The sequence below is a fragment of the Glutamicibacter sp. M10 genome, assembly GCF_025452055.1.
GTDB lineage: Bacteria > Actinomycetota > Actinomycetes > Actinomycetales > Micrococcaceae > Glutamicibacter.
Genome location: NZ_CP104918.1, coordinates 3,416,704 through 3,435,292, shown reverse-complemented (window position 1 = coordinate 3,435,292; position 18,589 = coordinate 3,416,704). Strand labels below are relative to the sequence as shown.

At 55.3% G+C, this 18,589-nt stretch carries 16 protein-coding genes and 1 pseudogene; 7 read left to right on the top strand and 10 right to left on the bottom strand.

Translation table 11 applies throughout. The features are described 5' to 3' along the window. Window positions 1-50 precede the first annotated feature (50 nt). The 6 genes and pseudogenes from N6V40_RS17815 to N6V40_RS16585 form a co-directional block, all read right to left on the bottom strand. Window positions 51-1,558: pseudogene (locus tag N6V40_RS17815) on the bottom strand (glycoside hydrolase family 32 protein). A gap of 99 nt (window positions 1,559-1,657) precedes the next feature. Continuing rightward, a complete protein-coding gene (locus N6V40_RS16605) occupies window positions 1,658-3,268 on the bottom strand; it encodes an ABC transporter substrate-binding protein (protein WP_262198326.1) in 1,611 nt (536 codons plus the stop codon). A 76-nt stretch (window positions 3,269-3,344) separates the two neighbouring features. Continuing rightward, complete coding sequence (locus tag N6V40_RS16600) at window positions 3,345-4,271, bottom strand: carbohydrate ABC transporter permease (protein WP_262198322.1); 927 nt, start codon at window positions 4,269-4,271, stop codon at window positions 3,345-3,347. A 63-nt stretch (window positions 4,272-4,334) separates the two neighbouring features. Then, window positions 4,335-5,306, bottom strand: a complete 972-nt coding sequence (locus tag N6V40_RS16595; RefSeq protein ID WP_262198320.1) for an ABC transporter permease — start codon at window positions 5,304-5,306, stop codon at window positions 4,335-4,337. Then, window positions 5,303-6,346, bottom strand: coding sequence for a LacI family DNA-binding transcriptional regulator (locus N6V40_RS16590; RefSeq protein WP_262198317.1), 1,044 nt, complete (start codon window positions 6,344-6,346; stop codon window positions 5,303-5,305). The genes N6V40_RS16595 and N6V40_RS16590 overlap by 4 nt, the downstream gene beginning before the upstream one ends. A gap of 152 nt (window positions 6,347-6,498) precedes the next feature. Then, window positions 6,499-7,110: a DinB family protein gene (locus N6V40_RS16585; protein ID WP_165477373.1), complete on the bottom strand. Its 612-nt coding sequence runs from the start codon at window positions 7,108-7,110 to the stop codon at window positions 6,499-6,501. Window positions 7,111-7,137: 27 nt separating this feature from the next. Between N6V40_RS16585 and purN the strand changes: the two genes are divergently transcribed. Then, entirely contained in the window at window positions 7,138-7,707 is a 570-nt protein-coding gene (gene purN, locus N6V40_RS16580; protein ID WP_262198313.1) for a phosphoribosylglycinamide formyltransferase, read from the top strand. Between the two features lie 60 nt (window positions 7,708-7,767). Continuing rightward, on the top strand, window positions 7,768-9,282 hold the full coding sequence (locus N6V40_RS16575) for an SDR family NAD(P)-dependent oxidoreductase (protein ID WP_262198311.1): 1,515 nt from the start codon (window positions 7,768-7,770) through the stop codon (window positions 9,280-9,282). 37 nt (window positions 9,283-9,319) lie between these two features. Here the strand turns inward: N6V40_RS16575 and N6V40_RS16570 are convergent, their stop codons facing one another. Then, window positions 9,320-12,340 carry an alpha-mannosidase gene (locus N6V40_RS16570; RefSeq protein ID WP_262198308.1) on the bottom strand — a complete coding sequence of 1,007 codons (3,021 nt, stop codon included), beginning with the start codon at window positions 12,338-12,340 and terminating at the stop codon, window positions 9,320-9,322. A gap of 264 nt (window positions 12,341-12,604) precedes the next feature. On the opposite strand from N6V40_RS16570, the gene N6V40_RS16565 reads away from it, so the two are divergent. Beyond that, entirely contained in the window at window positions 12,605-12,934 is a 330-nt protein-coding gene (locus N6V40_RS16565; protein ID WP_262198305.1) for a helix-turn-helix domain-containing protein, read from the top strand. A gap of 8 nt (window positions 12,935-12,942) precedes the next feature. Then, entirely contained in the window at window positions 12,943-13,155 is a 213-nt protein-coding gene (locus N6V40_RS16560) for an SbtR family transcriptional regulator (protein WP_262198302.1), read from the top strand. 145 nt (window positions 13,156-13,300) lie between these two features. On the opposite strand, the gene N6V40_RS17495 is transcribed toward N6V40_RS16560, so the two are convergent. Continuing rightward, on the bottom strand, window positions 13,301-13,453 hold the full coding sequence (locus N6V40_RS17495) for a hypothetical protein (protein ID WP_315973725.1): 153 nt from the start codon (window positions 13,451-13,453) through the stop codon (window positions 13,301-13,303). 487 nt (window positions 13,454-13,940) lie between these two features. After that, window positions 13,941-15,278: an MFS transporter gene (locus N6V40_RS16550; protein ID WP_131090268.1), complete on the bottom strand. Its 1,338-nt coding sequence runs from the start codon at window positions 15,276-15,278 to the stop codon at window positions 13,941-13,943. A gap of 150 nt (window positions 15,279-15,428) precedes the next feature. On the opposite strand from N6V40_RS16550, the gene N6V40_RS16545 reads away from it, so the two are divergent. Both N6V40_RS16545 and purH read left to right on the top strand, forming a co-directional pair. Further along, window positions 15,429-16,208, top strand: coding sequence for a hypothetical protein (locus N6V40_RS16545; protein WP_131090267.1), 780 nt, complete (start codon window positions 15,429-15,431; stop codon window positions 16,206-16,208). Window positions 16,209-16,305: 97 nt separating this feature from the next. Further along, window positions 16,306-17,973: a bifunctional phosphoribosylaminoimidazolecarboxamide formyltransferase/IMP cyclohydrolase gene (gene purH / locus N6V40_RS16540; RefSeq protein ID WP_131090266.1), complete on the top strand. Its 1,668-nt coding sequence runs from the start codon at window positions 16,306-16,308 to the stop codon at window positions 17,971-17,973. Between the two features lie 282 nt (window positions 17,974-18,255). On the opposite strand, the gene N6V40_RS17810 is transcribed toward purH, so the two are convergent. Continuing rightward, on the bottom strand, window positions 18,256-18,387 hold the full coding sequence (locus N6V40_RS17810) for a TetR family transcriptional regulator (RefSeq protein ID WP_370515048.1): 132 nt from the start codon (window positions 18,385-18,387) through the stop codon (window positions 18,256-18,258). Here N6V40_RS17810 and N6V40_RS16535 point away from each other — a divergent pair. Next, window positions 18,332-18,526: a hypothetical protein gene (locus tag N6V40_RS16535; protein WP_235026482.1), complete on the top strand. Its 195-nt coding sequence runs from the start codon at window positions 18,332-18,334 to the stop codon at window positions 18,524-18,526. The two genes, N6V40_RS17810 and N6V40_RS16535, sit on opposite strands and share 56 nt — an antisense overlap. Window positions 18,527-18,589: the final 63 nt, after the last annotated feature.

The following is an 18,589-nucleotide window of genomic DNA, read 5'->3' as shown; positions in this document are numbered from 1 at the left end:
TCCGTCAGCCTTTTGTGTACCCAGATGCAGAACCATCCGCTGTCGCTGTATCAGTAGAAGCGAACAACATCCACATTGCTGAACTGCGCACTACCGCCTGTTGCGTAGAGCGAAAGATCAATACTCTCCGGGGACGGGAAAATCAGATCCGTGATCGTCACTGACCCACCTTGAGCAAAGATCTCCACCGAGCAATGATCAACAAAGATCGTCAATTCGTAGGATCCGTTCAGCGGAAGAATAGGTGCCTTATCCAGCGAAGCGAAGGACTCGTGGAAATCGCTTTCGCCTGAGTTGCGGCGATCTACAAAGAGCGCAGATTGCTCAACGTTCACACCGATGCGCGTCCCTTCAGCCTGTCCACCGCGAACAACTAAACCGACCTCATTGGCAGTTCCCGGTGTCACCGAGAGCTCAATACGCTGCACCGCACCGCGGGCCTGGTCTAGCACTCGAACCTCGTCATCCAGCTGTACCGAATCGAGGCCGAAGTTTTGAGTTGAGCCCAGTTCGTTTTTCGGATCAAAGGCTGGCTTCTGCACCAAACGCGGTGCATCATCGATGGTTTGTAGTGTTACTTCTCGGGCCAACGACATGGGGCTGCGCCATGGTGAGGTAGGAATCTGATTCGCGTACTCCCAGTTGTTCATCCAAGAGATCATCAGACGACGCCCATCAGGAACGTCCCCGAAGGACACAGCTGCATAGTAGTCGCGGCCCCAGTCCAACCATTGATAGTCGTTCAAACGCTCGTTGTCGGAGCGTCCTTCGGTCACGGTGGACTCGGAGGTGAAGGTTGTGCCATCAAACTGCCCGACAAAGTACTGCCCTGCCGAACCATTGTTGGGGCCGCCAGGGTTCAAGTTAACAACCAGAACCCACTTGGATCCGTTGGCTCCGCCGTCTACCGGTAGTTCAAACAGATCCGGGCATTCCCAGACTCCGCTAGTCGCGTTGGCAGGGCCGAAGGTGCTCAAGTATTGCCAGTCCAAGAGGTTTTCGGACTTATACAGAACTACTTGGTGATCCTGTGCTTCAACGGTGACCATAACCCAGTAGCTGGTCTCCGCTGAGCTGTAGCGGAAGACCTTAGGATCACGGAATTCGGGGAGTTGCGATCAATCACCGGATTCCCGGAGTGCTTGCTCCAGCTATAACCGCCGTCAAGGCTATAAGCGACGGACTGTGCTTGGATGCCGTGACGAGCGTTGCCTGGCTTGTAAGCGCTGGTGTAAAAAGCGATCAGTGGAGCGCTCTCGGACGTACCAAAACCGCTGGTGTTCTCTTTATCAAAGACAATGCTGCCGGAGAAGATATCTTCATTTTCATCACAGGCGATGGCTACCGGATGGTGTGTCCAGGAGAGCAGATCTGGTGAGGTGGCATGTCCCCAGGACATATTTCCCCAGACGTTTCCGAAAGGGTTGTTCTGGTAGTACAGGTGGTAGAGACCATCGTGGTAAATCAGCCCATTGGGATCATTGACCCAGGTATCTTGCGCTGAGAAGTGTAGCGACGGGCGGTACTTTTCGGCCGTTGAGGCGGTCGAAGCAGTCATGGGAAACAAGCTCAATTCTGTGCTGGTTTGATTAGTTCTAGAGCAAGGGCCGGACGGAAATTTTCAGGTTCCGTCCGGCCCTAGCTTGTGCGTGGTGAATTAGGAGTTGGACTTGTAACGGTCCAGCGCGGTTTGGTAGACCTCTACCATGCGATCAACGCCAACACTCTGAAGCTGTGCGACGTACTCGTCCCACTCGTCTTCGATGCCACCGGTGACAATCCACTTGGCGACCTTCTGCTCAACCAATGAAGCAGCATCGGTTTCAACGGTGCTGATTTCCTGCAGCTCATCGTTGGACAGTGGGACCGCAGGGTAACCCTCGTTGCCAGCGAATGGCTTGTAGAACTCGTTAACAACCTTCTGACGTTCGGCAGCGCGTGGCTCCGGAGCGACAACAGTCTTGAAGTTCTCGGCGGTGTTAGCCTTTGGACCGCTTGGTGCGACCTTCTGGCGGCGTTCGCCTTCGCTTTCGCCTTCCTTGACTGGAATCTGGGTGAGCAGACCAGTCTTTTCATCCTTCTTCAACGTCTCGCCGATTGGTCCCCAGTTAGCCTGAGCGGATTCAACCGGATCGTAAAGGTGGTCGGCCCAACGAATGGTAGCTGCTGGGTACTTGTTGACGTTGGTGATGGCGAAGGCGCCACGGGCGATTTCCTGGTTGTTGGACTGGCTGGCGATACGCTGGCCGTCAACACCTTCCAGAACTGGAACAATTGCGTAGTCCTTGGCACGGTCAGCGCCAACCATTTCTGGGGTCTCCCACCAAACGAACGAGCCGAGGTTTTCCTTGGCAGCCTTACCCTTGGCTAGGTAAGCCTTGTCGTCCTGCGAGAACGACTCTGGGTCGATCAGGCCTTCCTTGTACCAGGTGTGTAGGGTCTGGACGGCCTTCTTATAACCCTCTTGGGTAGGGGTGTAGATGACCTTTCCGTCCTGAACAATGCGGTGATCTGCATTGTCTGGGATGCCGCCGAGGGCAGCAATCAGGTCAACGATATCGGCACACCACGAGCCTGGCATGAAGCTCAGTGGAATGGTCTTGCCGGTGCCCGAAGCATCCTTTTCCTTGAAAGCCTTGAGCGCATCGTGGAATTCATCCACGGTCTTAGGCATTGGGATATCCAGCTTTTTTAGCCATGCGGTGTTGACGATCAGCTGGTTAGGGAACTGAACCAAGCCGAGCTCTTCAATGGAAGGCAGTGAGTAGATGTGACCATCTGAGGAAGTGATCGCGGCCTTGATATCAGGACGCTCGTTGAGCAGCTTGGAAAGATTTGGTGCGTTCTTTTCGATCAGACCTTCAAGCGGGATCAGGGTGCCGCTGGTTGCGTAAGTCGCAATTTCAGAGTCGGTCAGTCCCGAGTTGAAGAATGCATCTGGCAGATCGCCACCAGCAAGAATCAGGTTCTTCTTTTCCTGGAATACGGTCTCTGGAAGGTTTTCCCAGTTGATGTGAACGTTAGTGTCCTTTTCCCAGTTCTTCACCACGGTCATGGTGTTGAAGTCAGGGGCCAGCGCGGTCTTGGAACCGGAGAAGGTCAAGTCCAGCTTCTTATCAACGATCGGCAGGCCGGTGTCGTGGAAGCCGAATTCCGCTGAGGAATCCTCGATTTCAGGTGCATCGGAGCTTCCTGAGCCGCAAGCGGTGAACATCAATGTTCCGGCTAGCGCTGCAGCAAGAGCTGCATGTCGGCGATTAAGTGCCATGGTGGTTCCTATTCGGGGTGGGGTGCAGGACTAAGCAGTGGAACTTAGCCCTGCGATTGAGAGGTGAAGAGTGTGATTACTTAACTGCGCCGATCATCATGCCCTTGGTGAAGTGCTTTTGCATGAACGGCAAGGCGATCATCAGCGGCAGGCTGGAGACGACGATCATCGCGTACTTGGTCAGTTCGGCTATTCGCTGGGCCGCGGCGTAGGAGGCAATATCTCCGCCGGTGGTGCCCGTCGAGGAAACGTCGGATTGGATAAGGATGTTTCGCAGAACTAGCTGGAGGGGATACTTTGAATCGTCGTTGAGGAAGATCAGAGCATCGAAGAACGAGTTCCAGTTGGCCACTACGTGCACCATGATCATCAGCATGATCAGTGGTTTTGATAGTGGAAGAACCATCTGGAAGAAGAAGCGGAAGTCATTGGCCCCATCCATCTGAGCTGCTTCACGCAATTCATTAGGGATGGTGTGTTCAAAGAATGACCGAGCGATGATCAGGTTCCACACACCAACAGCGCCAGGCAAAACTACTGCCCACACGGTGTTGAGCATGCCCAGATCCTTCACGACCAGGTACTTGGTGATCAGACCGCCATCGAAGAACATGGTGATGACAAAGAGCAACATCAAGAACTTACGGCCCGGCATATCCTTGCGAGATAGTGCGTAGGCTCCGCACAAGATGGTGGAAACGCTGATTGCCGTTCCCAGTACCGTGTAGATCACTGTATTGGTCAGGCCTGACCAGATTCGGCCATCGGTAAGGATTCGCTGGTATCCCTCGAAAGTCACTCCAGAGGGGAAGAGCCAAACCTTGCCTTCATACACTGCATTGGGATCACTGATGGATGCGATCACGATGAAGTACAACGGGTAAACGACAGCCAAGATCGACAGGATCAGGATGGTGACCGCTGCGATAGTGAAGGTGCGGTCGGCGTAACGTTCGCGCAGGAGGCGGAACTTTGACTTGCCACCGGACTGACGATTAATCACCTTCTGTCCCTCCCGTCGAGGCGAAACTGGTGTTGCTGGAATTGTTTTTAATGACATCGGGGATCACCACAAGGTTGCTTGGTTTGCCCGGCGAGCCACACGGTTGAAGATCAACAGCAGCACCAGGTTGAGGACGGAGTTGAACAGACCGATAGCAGCCGAGTAGCTGAACTGAGCCTGCTGCAGACCAGCGTGGTAAACGTAGGTCTGGATGATTTCAGAGTTGGCGAGGTTCAGCGGAGTCTGCATCAGCAGTGCCTTTTCGAACCCAACGTTGAGCAAGTTACCGATTGCCAAGATGAACAGCACGGTGACCATTGGCATGATGCCTGGCAAATCGATGTGGCGCATGCGCTGCAGCTTGGATGCACCGTCAACCTTGGCCGCGTCGTGCAAGGCTGGATCGATGCCGGCTAGGGCTGCTAGGTACACAATCATTGAGAAGCCGGCGTTTTGCCAGATGTCAGAAATCAGGTAGACCGGGCGGAACCAGTCGGGGGATCCCATGAAGAAGATCGGTTCACCACCAGCGAGCTGGATGGCGTTATTGACCAAGCCTGAACGTGGAGAGAGCAGTACGAACATCATGCCGACTACCACCACGGTGGAGATGAAGGCAGGGGAGTACAGCACGGTTTGGGTGAACTTTTTGAACTTCTCGCTCTGCAACCCGTTGACGAGCAGCGCCAGGATGATTGGCACCGGGAAGGCAATGAGCAGACCCAGTACTGCGATCCAGATCGTGTTGCCCAGCACCTCTGTGAATTGGTAAGAATTCACAAATCTGATGAAGTGCTTCAGGCCAACCCACTGGCTTCCGGTGAAACCTTCGGTGGGGTTGTAGTTCCTGAATGCGATTTGGACACCGTACATTGGCCAGTACTTGAAGATCACGATGTAGGCCAGGGCAGGTACTAGTAATACGTATAACTGCCAGGCTGCCAAGATCTTTTTCAGCTGAAGCGAAAAGGGAACTTTGCGCTTTTTAGGTGATTTGCTAAATCGCCTGAGAGCAGCTGGTTTTGATTGACTCAAGGCTTCTCCTTGGGGTGTGATACCGACGAGCGTTCAATAAGTGGGCAATCCATGAGCTTTACCTGACCATCAGGTTTAGCTCCTTGGAGGAGGAAATCCACCGCTTGTCGGCCCATTGCGGCGAAAGGTAGTTCAAGAGTTGTCAGTCCGGGGCGAAGGAACGGAGCTAGTGTGGACTGATTATCAAAGCCAATGATTGAAACATCATCAGGAATTGATACCCGCAACTCCGCTGCCGCCTGATAAACGCCCCATGCGGTGCGGTCGTTGGCACAGAAGATAGCGGTTGGCGGACGGTTGGAAGAAAGTAGTTCCCTACCGAAGGTGTAGCCATGAGTTTCTCCACCTTCGCCGAAGCGAAGCAGTGAAGGATCAACTTCGGCTCCAGCTTCGTTCATGGCCTTTTGATAACCTGCGAAGCGTCCCACCGCTGCCGGTAGTCCACTTTCTAAGGTTTCGATGTTGATCATGCCTATTCGGGTATGACCAGCGTCAAGTAACCGTCGAGTGGCGGTGTAGCCACCTTGAATTTCGTCTGGAGCGACGCTGGGGAGCTTGCCGTCTTTGTCTTGGGAGTTCAAGACGACCGAAGGGACCCCGGCCAGCGCTTTGGGGACTTCAAGATAACGGTTATACATTGCCGCGTACACGACACCGGCCACCTTGTAGGAGAGCATCGTATCTAGCGAAGCGGCCTCAAGTTTTTTGTCGCCGCCAGTGTTGATGGTTAGCAGCAGGAGCCCTTCTTCCCAGGCTCTTTCCTGCGCACCTTCGATGATTGCACCAGCGAAAGGTGAGGTTGCCACCGAGTCGCCAATGAAGCCGATCATCCCTGAAACACCTTCGCGCAACACCTTGGCGTGCGCGTTGGTGCGGTATCCCAACTGTTCAACTGCATCCCAGACTCGCTGCTGAGTGTCGGCAGAGAAGCGTGATCCAGGAGCGGAATTTAGGACCAGGGAAACGGTGGCTTGGGAGACACTGGCTGCAGCTGCCACATCGTGCATTGTGGGCCCGGAAGCGGGCTTGGCTCTAGCCATCAAAGTGTCTCCCCATTGAGTGATGCGAGTTAGTTATTCGTATAACAGGGAAAAATGTATCACGGGTCACAGGGTTGGTCAATGCAGGTTTCAAATAAATTAACTGCTGCCATAAATTTGCCGCATCGCCTACCGGAGTCCAGACGCCCGCTCTAGCTGGGCTTGGGGTCCAGATCCCACAGATGATGCACAAAATCGTGCCACGCATACTGGTTTAAAGATTCAACAGTGAAGGCCGAACCGTTTGAACGCAAACCCCGTCTGGAATAAGATTCAGCGCCGATGCTTCCCAATTTTTCGGCATAATTTGAAGCCGCGGTCTCAAGCTGCGCCGTGACGTCACCAGCAGTAAGAGCGTTGTAATTACCTTCATTGGCAGCCTGATCCTGATCCCAATTCGGGAAGGTGGGCTCATCTTGCCCAAGCATCAGATCCAGTCGCTGCGTCATGATCACCAACATGTGCGCTACGTGCGTTACATATTCCTGATCACTCCAACGCGCCGGATTTTTCCGCACGCGTGCTGCTGGATTGTGTAGCGCCGTCACATAGCGCTGAACCCCAGAGGGCAATCGCTCGATGACGTCCTTGGGAGTCACCTCGCGGACATCAACCTGGCACTCGGGGCAGACCGAGTCCAAAACGAAGGTCCAATTCTTCTGATCAGGAACAATCTCACTCATGTCGTAATCATCGTTTTTCTTTGCTCTCCACGCCAGTTTGAGACTGGCATAAGCAACAAACCTGAGCGGAATGAAAAACAAGCAAGACCAAACCGTAGAATTGAAGGCATGCGCATTGTGGTTTTGGTTTCAGGAACTGGTTCGAACCTTCAGGCAGTCATAGACGCCGTTCAGGCTGGTGAATTACCCAACGTAGACATCGCCGCGGTCGGCGCCGACAAACACGATACCTACGGTGTGCAGCGTTCGGCTGAAGCCGGAATCGAAACCTTTGTTGTGAACTTCAAGGATTACGAAGATCGCAAAGACTGGAACCATGCGCTGACAGAAAAATGCCTGTCCTACGCACCGGACTACGTTGTGTCCTCTGGATTTATGCGAATCGTCGGCGAAGAATTCATCAACGCTTTTGACGGCACATACATCAATACTCATCCCGCCTTGCTGCCTTCGTTCCCTGGCGCCCATGGTGTGCGTGACGCGCTGGCTTACGGAGTCAAGGTCACCGGCTGCACCGTACATATTGCAGATGCCGGCGTGGACACCGGTCCGATCCTGCGCCAAGAAGCAGTCGCCATCGATGATGCAGACACCGAAGGCACGTTGCACGAACGCATCAAAGTTGTTGAACGCCGTCTGCTCATTGCAACCCTCGCAGACCTAGCCAAGAGCAAGTAGCGCACAGCACCACCCAGGCACACCGCGCGGAGCCACCAAGGAAGTAAAATTGGTGGCGAGATGACTGAGCAAACACCTAAAGCCGACGCGGCTTCAACGACGCAACCTTTTACCGACGCGGAGCTGGCAACGGCCCTGAAGGTGCTCTCGGTAGTACATGAACTGGATTCCGACGACGAACGGCACGTTGCTGTACGCCGCGCCACCAGCAACATGTTCAAAGCCGCCAAGCGTTTCAGAAAATCGCAGAAACGAGCAGAAATTAGTGCGACAGACCGCGCACTGATTGAACGTACCGCAACCGGTTCACCTCAGCGCCTTGACGACGAAACCTTGGGCTTAGACCTGAGCGCTTCCACCGACGGTGATACTGCTGGCGAATTCCGCAGGCCACGCGGTTGCTACATCTGCAAGCGCCGCTACACCACCGTTGACGCCTTCCATCACTACCTGTGCCCGGACTGCGCTGCAGCAGGTCGTGAACGCCGTGATGCACGCGCGGACCTGAGCGGAAAGCGCGCACTGCTCACCGGCGGACGAGCAAAAATCGGAATGCATATCGCGTTGCGTCTACTTCGCGACGGCGCCCACACCACCATCACCACACGCTTCCCCAAAGACGCAGCCCGCCGCTTTGCGGCCATCGAAGACAGCAACCAGTGGTTGCACCGGTTGCGCATTGTCGGCATTGACCTGCGCGATCCGGCACAGGTTATCTCTCTAGCTGATCGTGTAGCCGCCGAAGGCCCGCTGGATATCTTGATCAACAACGCGGCCCAAACCGTTCGGCGCACGTCCAACTCATATCAGCACCTGATCGAATCCGAACAGCAACCGCTAGCCACCGAACTACTGGCCAGCCACGGCGGCCCGGAGCTATGGGGCGAAGCGAATCCGCCGGCCGAGCACCCCAAAGCCTTGGCCAGTGCCTTTAGGCTTGAGGATTCTGCGTTGTTGGCCCCGGAACCGCTAGGCAGCTACGACGCACAACGACTTGCAGAGCTGGCAATGAAGGCAGGCTCAGCCTCGCTGGAGCGCATTACCGCAGGCACCGCAATCGACGCCGTGGGACTGGTGCCAGATGTGGTGACAGAAAATTCCTGGACCCAGATTTTGGGCAATGTGGACGCATTGGAAATGCTCGAAGTGCAGCTGTGCAATGTCACCGCACCATTCTTGCTGGCTTCACGGTTACGACCTACCTTGGCTGCCAGTGGGGCACGACGTAAATACATTGTGAATGTCTCAGCCATGGAGGGGCAGTTCTCCCGACGCTACAAGGGTGCCGGTCATCCGCACACCAACATGGCCAAGGCCTCGCTCAATATGCTCACCCGCACCAGTGCCGAAGAAATGCTGAACACCGACGGCATCTTGATGTCTGCGGTGGACACCGGTTGGATCACCGACGAACGTCCGCATGATTCCAAGGTTCGCATGGTCGCCGAAGGCTGGCACGCACCGTTGGATCTAATCGACGGGGCGGCCCGGGTCTACCAGCCGATCGTGGACGGGGAACGCGGCATTGACCTCTATGGTTGCTTCCTCAAGGACTACGAACCCTCGCCCTGGTAAGCCACGGCGAGGCGTTCGAGCCTGAGATTCTTAATGTTTAGTCGCTGAGTTTGAAGCGCACGGTGCGCACCTCAAAAGCACTCAGTTCCAGCGGAACCGCACCATCAAGAAGATCAATAGCTGCCTGAGCCAACGAATCTTCAAGCAGGGACACGGTAGTTGCCGAGGCGTAAGCGGCATTGATCTTCAGGGCACCACGAGCACGTCGTCCCAACGACTCGTAGACTCGCACCACCAGATCCCCGCTGCGATCAGCGGACAGCTTCACACTGGAAACCACCAGGCCTTCACCGGTTACAGCAACAAGTGGTTCCACGCCTTGTGCACCCACAACAACTCGCTCTGCGCTATTGAGCAGCGCCCCAGCTTCAGTGACTGTGGCGATATCGGCGCCGATCACCAGCCCGTAGCGGTGAGTTTGAATGCCTTGATCTGTTTGCGGATCGGGGAAGCGTGGGGCGCGCAGCAACGACAGACGCATCGTGGTGGTCACGCGCGCTTCTTTGGCTTCGCGCGTGACATCAAAGCCGTAGATGGAATCGTTGATCAGCCCCACACCAAAGCCTGGTTCCTCGGCCAGCACAAAGCGGTGCATGGAGGTTTCAAACTTCGCTGCTTCCCAACTGGTGTTCATATGCGTCACTCGCTTGTGATAGCCAAACTGTGTTTCCGCGATGGTTTGCTCGGCCCGAACATCGAGTGGGAACGCGACCTTGAGGAACTTCTCGGCCTCATGCCAGTCGGTGCTTTGAGCGATATGAACTGTTCGGTCACCCGGGGCCAGGCTCAGCTGCTGAATGACCGTCGACTTCGAGAAGCCACGAGAGATGGTGATGACCTGGCTGCCATCCTCAGTCGAGGACAATTCCATGGAATTGAGTTCACGCAGGTCGGTGACCTGATTGCGGTAGTACTTATCTACGTCCCAGGCGTCCCACATGTTGGGGAAGTCTTGGTGCAGCTGCAAGAGGTTTGCCTCTTGGCCCGAAGCAATAGCCTCGCGGCCAGTGGCCAAATCTACTGCGGAGGTGATCAGTCCTTGATCACTGACCTGAATGCGGACAATGCCGTTGTCCAAGACATATCCACCACTAGCTGCGGTGGCCTGAACGGAATCCGCGGAGCTAGCAACCAGGGCCTTAGCCTGACCGAAGGACAGTGAATTGCGCGTGAACGCGGCCCTGTTAAAAGCGATGGGCGTTGAGCCGTCCCCAGCAAGCTGCTGCTGTGCTGTGAGGATCAGTGCTTCGACCTGTTCGATGACTTGTGCGTAGCGGCCTACAACTTCACGGTGTACCCAGGCGATGGAGGTGCCAGGCAAAATATCGTGGAACTGGTGCAGCAACACTGTTTCCCACAGCTCGTCTAGCTGTACGTAGGGGTAGTCGCTTCCCGTGTATAACGTGGCGGTGGCTGCCCAAAGCTCCGCTTCCACCAGAAGTTGCTCAGTGCGTCGGTTGCCTTGTTTAGTCTGGTGCTGGCTGGTTAGCGTCGCGCGGTGCAATTCCAGGTACAGTTCGCCAACCCAGACCGGTGGGTTGGGAAGTTCGCGCTTAGCGCGGTCGAAGAACTGGTTGGGATGTTCCCAACGCACCTGCGCACTACCTTCAAGATTGGATAAGCGTTTAGCCTTGCCAGTCATCTCGCGAGTGGTACCGCCACCACCGTCACCCCAGCCCACGGGAGCAATGGAGTTATTGGTAACGCGCGCTTCGCGGAACTGGCGTGAAGCCTTAGCAACTTCCTCACCGGAAAGCTGAGAGTTGTAGGTGTCCATGGAAGGGAAATGGCTGAAGATGCGAGAACCATCAATGCCTTCCCAATCAAAGCTATGGTGTGGGAATTTGTTTTGCTGATTCCATGAGATCTTCTGGGTGAAGAACCATTCAAAACCTGCACGTCGCATCAGCTGCGGCAAGGCCGGGGAGTAGCCGAAGGAATCTGGTAGCCACACACCTTTGGAACTCACACCAAATTCGTCGTGGAAGAATTTCTGGCCGTAAAGGAATTGACGCACCAAAGATTCGCCGGAAGGCATCACAGTATCGGATTCAACCCACATGCCACCTAAGGGGAGGAAACGTTCGTCGGCCACCGCCTGCTTGACGCGCTCCCACACCTCGGGGCGGTGGCTCTTAAGCCATTTGTATTGTTGGGCACTGGACATTCCGTAAAGGAAATCCGGTTCATCGCCAAGTAACTCAACCATCGAGGAAGCAGTGCGTGAGACCTTGCGGATGGTTTCGCGCAGTGGCCACAACCAAGCCGAGTCGATGTGGGAGTGTCCGATAGCGGAAATCTGGTGAGCACTGTGTTCTGCCGGTGCGGCGAGAACGTCGGCTAGTTCATCGCGAGCGGCCTGAGCCGTTGAGGTAATGTCCTGAAGATCAAGAACATCCAAGGCGTTATCCAAGGCCTGAAGAATCTGCATCTTGCGCGGGCCTTGGGGCAGTTGTTCCTGCAGATCTAGGAGCACTTCAAGGTCAAGAGCTAATTCATGAACTACTGGTTCAAATACAGCCAGATCCATACGTCGGATGGTGTAGAGCTTGCGCGTGGAAGAAGTGAGAATGTCTCCCTCTTCGGTCGGCAAAAACGGGTGATGATCCAGCAATACTGGGTTGGACGCAGCCTCAAGATAGAGATCCACTAGCTCGTTGCCTTCTGCAGACTCCGTAACTGGCACCCACTGGTTGCGTGGGTTTAGCGCTTTGACGGTGTTGCCGTCAGGTCGGTAGATGAGCCCTTCGCACTGGAACCCCGTCATATTTACGTCGAAGCCCAAATCGATAATTGCTTCGACTCGGCGTGACGCCCAACTAGCGGGAACCTGGCCTTGAAGGTGGAACCATGTGGTGCCCCAAGCAGCTCCCCAAGAGGTCCCAACCTGAGCTGGAACGTAGTCCAATGCCAAGCCCTTTGTGGGTGTTACTGGTTCACCTGGAAGTTCATGCCAAGACACCTCAAGCGGGATTGAGTCCGAGTAGATGGCAGGCAGTACTCGTTCCTGCAGTACTCGTTTGACTCGACCAGTGGTCAAGGAAGTATCGTCGTGCATGGCGGCCTTTCGAAGGTCAGATCCCCAAAAACTCACGGGGTAGTTCACTGCCAGACTACCGAAAAATCACTAATGAAAGGCTATTTAGTTGAAGTGTGGGGATAGATTTCTGGCAAAAGTCTTAACGCCGTGGCAACGCTTAGCAATTTCTGGAAAGATCACTGAGTTTTGGATCCGACCAAATAGGACATCTATCTAAGACTCTCTGAGCGGCAGATGGGTAAACCCCACCGCCGCCAACACCGTGGAAGGCATAACCGGTTGATGCGCACAGATGCTTTGCAACGACGTGAAACTATTCTCCGTACGGCCCGAGAGCTCTTTGCCCAGTACGGCGCCAACGTTGCCATGGACACCATTGCAGAACGAAGCAACGTGGGAATCGGTACCTTGTACCGCAACTTCGCGGCCCGCCCCGAGCTAGTTGAGGAAGTTACCGTGACAACCCTGCAAGAAATATTGGATGCGGCTCACCTCGCAAGGGAAAACTTGGCCCAAGAGCCACGAGCGTGGAGTAAATTCTTGGAGCAGCTGGTGCGCCTAGATCTTGGTGCGCTCAGCGAAGCGTTTGGGGAGCCCTGCCTGCGACTCTGAATGAACGAGTGCTGACCGTGCAACGTGAATGCGCTCAGGCAGTAAATCGTGTTCTTGAACAGGCCAAAGACCAACAATTGGTGCGCAGAGATTTGAACGGCGTAGAACTGGTCACCGCCATTGGAGCAGCCACTCGACCGTTGCCACGAGCCTTCAAAAATCAGACACCACAGCTTCAGGAGCGTTTGGTGCAGATAATGCTTGACGGGTTCAAGGCGTAACTCTGGACGGAGTAGGCGAAGGTGCTGAAGTTGAGCAGTGAATTTCGCGGCCCTAGCGAGAAGAATTCCAGCAAGCGTGCCACGAGGTCGTCCCAATTTTCGCGTAACCAGCGAAACCGAGGGCGCCTCTTCACACGCTTTCGTTTCACCGCGCGCGGACCAAATTGGCGTAGGGCAACTTGCCGTACTGTGCGTGGAAGCTGTCGTGATACTTAGCCAGTGAAGCATTCAACTCTTCGGAGGGTAATTCTTTCCACGCGATCAAGAGCTTTCCGGCTCCACGCAGCTGCCAGATCAAGCGCCCGTCCCAGTGGCCTGGTGGTTTGCCATTGCCGAAGTCGATGAATTCTTGAATCTGCCGGCGCAGCCCACGATTGCCTTGGCTGCCTGGGCTGGCCTTTCCGATGTATAGGACTTCGGTGTCGTGGACCCATTCGGCTTCTAGCTGCTCGGGTTTAAGCGAGGGGTTTTCTTCTTGAAGGTTCCGGCCGTACTGCGGTTAAGGTACCGCGGTTCATAGTCCGAGGGCGCCAAGACGACAAAAATCCCTTGACGGTGCGGGATGCGATTGATTTCAAGTGTGGCCACAGAGCGGAAGCCCGTAAATCCATCTTCCTTGAGCTGCTTCTGGTCAAACTGCATCGGTGATTTTCCCGTCGTTGTGCTCCACGATGCCAACCGCCAAGGATATTGCGACGTTGTACCTCTTGAAGAGTGGTGATCTTCTAATTGTACGAGTCGGCTCTTGGCGTCAGGCATCGAGTTCATCAATGGATCAAGGTGCGCTAGCCCAGCTGGCGGCCCATGGTTTCTGGCGCGAACTTTGCCATGAAAATGATGGCCAAGGTGACCAGTACGCTCGCGGCAATGAACAGCGTAGGCAGACCGAGCACTGGCCAGAGCGCGGCGAAAATCAGCGGCCCAAATCCGGCAGCAAAGCGCGACATGGTTGAGGCCCAACCGAATCCACTGGCGCGTAGTTCAGTCGGGTACATCTCAGAAACGTAGGCATACAGTACGGGGATGGCCACCTGAACGATGACACCAAAGACCAACACCCAACCCACTGCGGCAGCTGGAACCTTCAGGTTCAGTGCCACCATGACCAGCACTAGTCCGGAGAGCGGTGCGGAAACGGCAAGCAGCCATTTGCGGCCAACTCGTTCAACAAGGAGCGCGGCAATCACCACTCCGAGTAGACCCATTAGAGCCATGACTGCGGTGGCGAAGAATGAAGCGGACTGCGCCATTCCAGCCTCGGTCAAGATTGATGGAAGCCACGTCAGTGCCAAGTAGTAAACCAGCAGAACAGTGATGAACAGTAGCCAACTGGTCGCAGTAATTTTCCACGAGTAACGCCAGAGAGAAACTACCTGCTCATACCAACGGGCAGGACGCTCAACTGGCACTTGTTCGATGACGTAGTCACGTTTGGTGGCGCCGGTGCGTTCAACTAGGTAGTCAATCACTTCACGAGCTTCTGCCTCGCGACCCTTGGCAGCCAAGTACAACGGTGACTCTGGCACGGAACGACGTACAAAGAACACCACAAATGCCGGAAGGATCATCACAGCAAGAATCAAACGCCAGTTATCGGCTGTGGCCATCACCCAGCCGGAGACGAAGAATGACAGGGCAGCACCCACTGGCCACCAGCCATCCATTGCGGTAAGTACTCGTCCACGCAACTTAGCTGGGGTGAACTCGCCAACGAGCGCGTAATCCACCGGGATGCATCCGCCCAGCCCAAGTCCGGCCAAGAACCGGAAGGCCACAAAGAAGCCGAAGTTTGGTGAGAATGCACCGAGCACGGTGAACACTGCAAACATCAACAACGTCAGGCTGAAGGCTTTTTTGCGTCCAAACCGGTCGGCAATTCCGCCCCACACAAATGCGCCCAGTGCCATACCAACCAAGTTTGACGTGCCCAAAAGTGCTGCGGTGGGCCGGTCTAGTCCCCACTCTTGGGCGACCAATGGAATTAATGCACCGTTGAGCGTGACATCCCAGGCATCAAACATGAATCCGAGGCCACCGATGATAAATATCGAGCCTTGTACCTTCCACTTAAAGGGAAGTTCTTGTACGACGTTGGTGCCCGTAGGCGGAAGAGCAGAAGACACGAAAGGGCGCCTTTCTCAATGCGAGTGAAAGTAGTGTGTATCGCGTCGAAGCATAACCGAAAACTGTGAATTGAGCGTAGCTCTCTACGCTTCTTTGTGTGGCGCGTCAAGGTCTGTCATTCAGCGCCTGATTGGGAGTACTCTCTGGGCATGGGAGTAGATTGGGCCGCTCTCGAAGAGGCGATACGGGTGACCGCCCTTCGGCACGCTGCGGAAGTAATTACTGGACACCCCGACCAAGACTTCTATGCCATTGCCCTTCACGGGGTCAGCACCGAAGAAAGCGAGAGCATCGCTATGCCGTTGCTTGCGCTGAATTCGGTACAGGCTTTAGAACGTGATCGCGTCACGGCATCAAGAGAAGAACTGGTGGAGCGCGGCGAAGATGCTGACGAGCCTGCGGACTATGAAGACCGCGAAGATGCGGAGCCTGGTAGTTCAACCGAATCTGAAGACGTCACAATCGATGACGACTCCATAGTGATTTCTGACGCGGATGAACAGGAAACCGACGAGGAAGACTCGAGCCTTAACGATGATGAGGAAGATCTGGATCAGGTTCTGGCCTCGCTTGAAGAAGGCCTCGATGCAGACGACTCTGAGAGTTTCTATTCTGATAAGTGGGAACCAAGCGATTGGCACTGGTCAGCCATTGATTTATGCGAAGACCCGGCAGCCACCCTCTGGTCCGATGCGATGACCGACCTCGCAGCGCACGAAGGCTGGGAAGTCACCATAAAACGCTACTATCGCACCCTTGTTGCGGTGGCACAGAGCCTGCGAGAAGAACTTCAGCAACGTACCCCTGCAGACTTGGTTTGTTATGTAGCCGATGAAGATCATGCCGAGAAACTTCTGCGTCTTTGCCTGACTGACAAGCAACTGTCCAAGTATTTCCCACAGCTTGCTCAGCTTGTCGAAGGACCATGACACGAACTGAATATTCGGGTCATCCCTTGGTTAGAATGAGGGCGGTGGCCTAGTCGCCACCCGCCCCATTCATTCTCACCGCCGGGAGAAAAATTTCGTGAGTAAGACCGTGCTGGACAAAGTCGCAATCCGTCGCGCACTGATTTCCGTTTACGACAAGACTGGTCTGGAGGAGCTGGCCTCCGGACTACATGCCGCAGGCGTTCAGCTGGTATCCACCGGCTCTACCGCTAAGAAGATCGCTGCCGCCGGAATCCCTGTGACTGAGGTCGAGCAGGTGACCGGTTCGCCGGAAATGCTTGACGGTCGAGTCAAGACCCTGCACCCACGTATCCACGGTGGCATCCTTGCCGACCGTCGCGTTAGCGAGCACATGGATACCCTGTCTTCGATGGACATTGATCAGATCGATCTGGTTGTTGTAAACCTGTACCCATTTGTGCAGACTGTTGCTTCCGGCGCATCCCAGGACGAAGTTGTTGAACAGATCGACATTGGCGGTCCAGCAATGGTCCGTTCGGCTGCCAAGAACCACGCTGCGGTTTCCATCGTGGTAGATCCAAACTTCTACTCGCAGGTCATCACAGCCGCTGCTGAAGGCGGCTTCGATTTGAAGACCCGTCAGCGTCTGGCCGCAAAGGCCTATGCGCACACCGCAGCATATGACACTGCTGTAGCTTCGTGGACCGCAAGCCAGTTCCTCGATGAAGATGGCGATGGCGTCATCGATTGGCCAGCTTATGCAGGCGTTGCCCTGCAGCGTGCTGCTTCACTGCGTTACGGTGAGAACCCACACCAGCAGGCAGCACTGTACGTTGACGAGGCAGCACCGGCCGGTATCGCTCAGGCTGATCAGCTGCATGGCAAGCCAATGAGCTACAACAACTACGTTGATGCTGATGCCGCGCTGCGCGCCGCTTTCGACTTCGAAAAGCCAGCAGTAGCGGTAGTTAAGCACGCCAACCCTTGTGGTGTAGCTGTCGCTTCGGATGACGCAGCGGACCCAATCGCCGATGCTCACCGTAAAGCGCACGCAACCGACCCAGTTTCAGCTTTCGGTGGTGTCATCGCTGCCAACCGCACGGTGACCAAACAAATGGCTGAAACCGTCAAGGGTATCTTCACCGAGGTTGTTATCGCTCCAGACTTCGAACCCGAAGCAGTTGAGATCCTTTCGGCAAAGAAGAACATCCGCCTACTGGCACTGCCAGAGGGCTACGGACGCAACAAGAACGAGTTCCGTCAGGTCTCCGGCGGCATGCTGGTTCAGGCCGGCGACCGGATTGATGCCGAGGGCGATAACCCAGCTAACTGGACTCTGGCCGCCGGCGAGGCCGCTGACGCCGGAACCTTGGCTGATCTAGAGTTCGCATGGAGCGCAGTGCGCGCCGCGAAGTCCAACGCGATCTTGTTGGCCAGCAATGGTGCAGCAGTTGGCATTGGCATGGGCCAGGTCAACCGCATCGATTCCTGCAAGCTTGCGGTAGAACGTGCCAACACCTTGGGAGTAAAGGTCGAGTCCGGTGCAGATGCTGCCGGTGGCGCCGAGAACGCCGTTGGCGAGTCTGAGCAGCGCGCCAAGGGTGCAGTTGCCGCTTCGGATGCGTTCTTCCCATTCGCTGATGGCCTGCAGATTCTGATTGATGCCGGCGTGAAGGCTGTTGTACAGCCAGGCGGTTCGGTACGCGATGAGGAAGTTGTTGCTGCCGCGAACGAAGCTGGCATCACCATGTACTTCACCGGAGCACGTCACTTCTTCCACTAGAAGCACACGGTAGCAAGCCGTAAGAACTCAGGCCATGAACGCTTCGCGCGTTCATAGCCTGAGTTCTTTTATGCACCATGGTTATAGAAAGATGGCTTCGCGCGCCAGGCGAATAGCGCAGGTGGTACCCCTGCCCTGAGCAGGTTCGGATCGCGTGTTGACCCTTCGCCAAACCACTTCAAAGCCGTTGTCGCCCATCTCAATAGGGCAGACGTCTAAGGTCGTGGCCAAAGCGTTGTCGACGTGCGCACCGAGGGATCCTGCGGACTCATATCGAAGGGTCTACTGACAGGTTTCGGTGCCCACTTGCCAGTAGTGGGGTACAGATTGTTCTTGAGTGGGAAAGTAGCAGTAAAAAGTGCGCAGCGAAATCCCGGTCTGGTCCGCGATGCTTTCAACCGTGGTTGCTTCGATGCACTGTTGGGCAAAGAGTTCCGTTGCCGCGCGAGCTACTTCAAGTTCGGTAGCAAAGGTTGTGGACCTGCTGGTCAGCGAAGAAGGTCTCTTCATCACCGGTAGCGAAGTCTGCATCGCCGGCGAAAACCACTTCTAAGGATCCAATTGAGCAGACCCCTGCTCTAAACACTTATGGCCCGAGGTTCAAGACTTCTTGAAG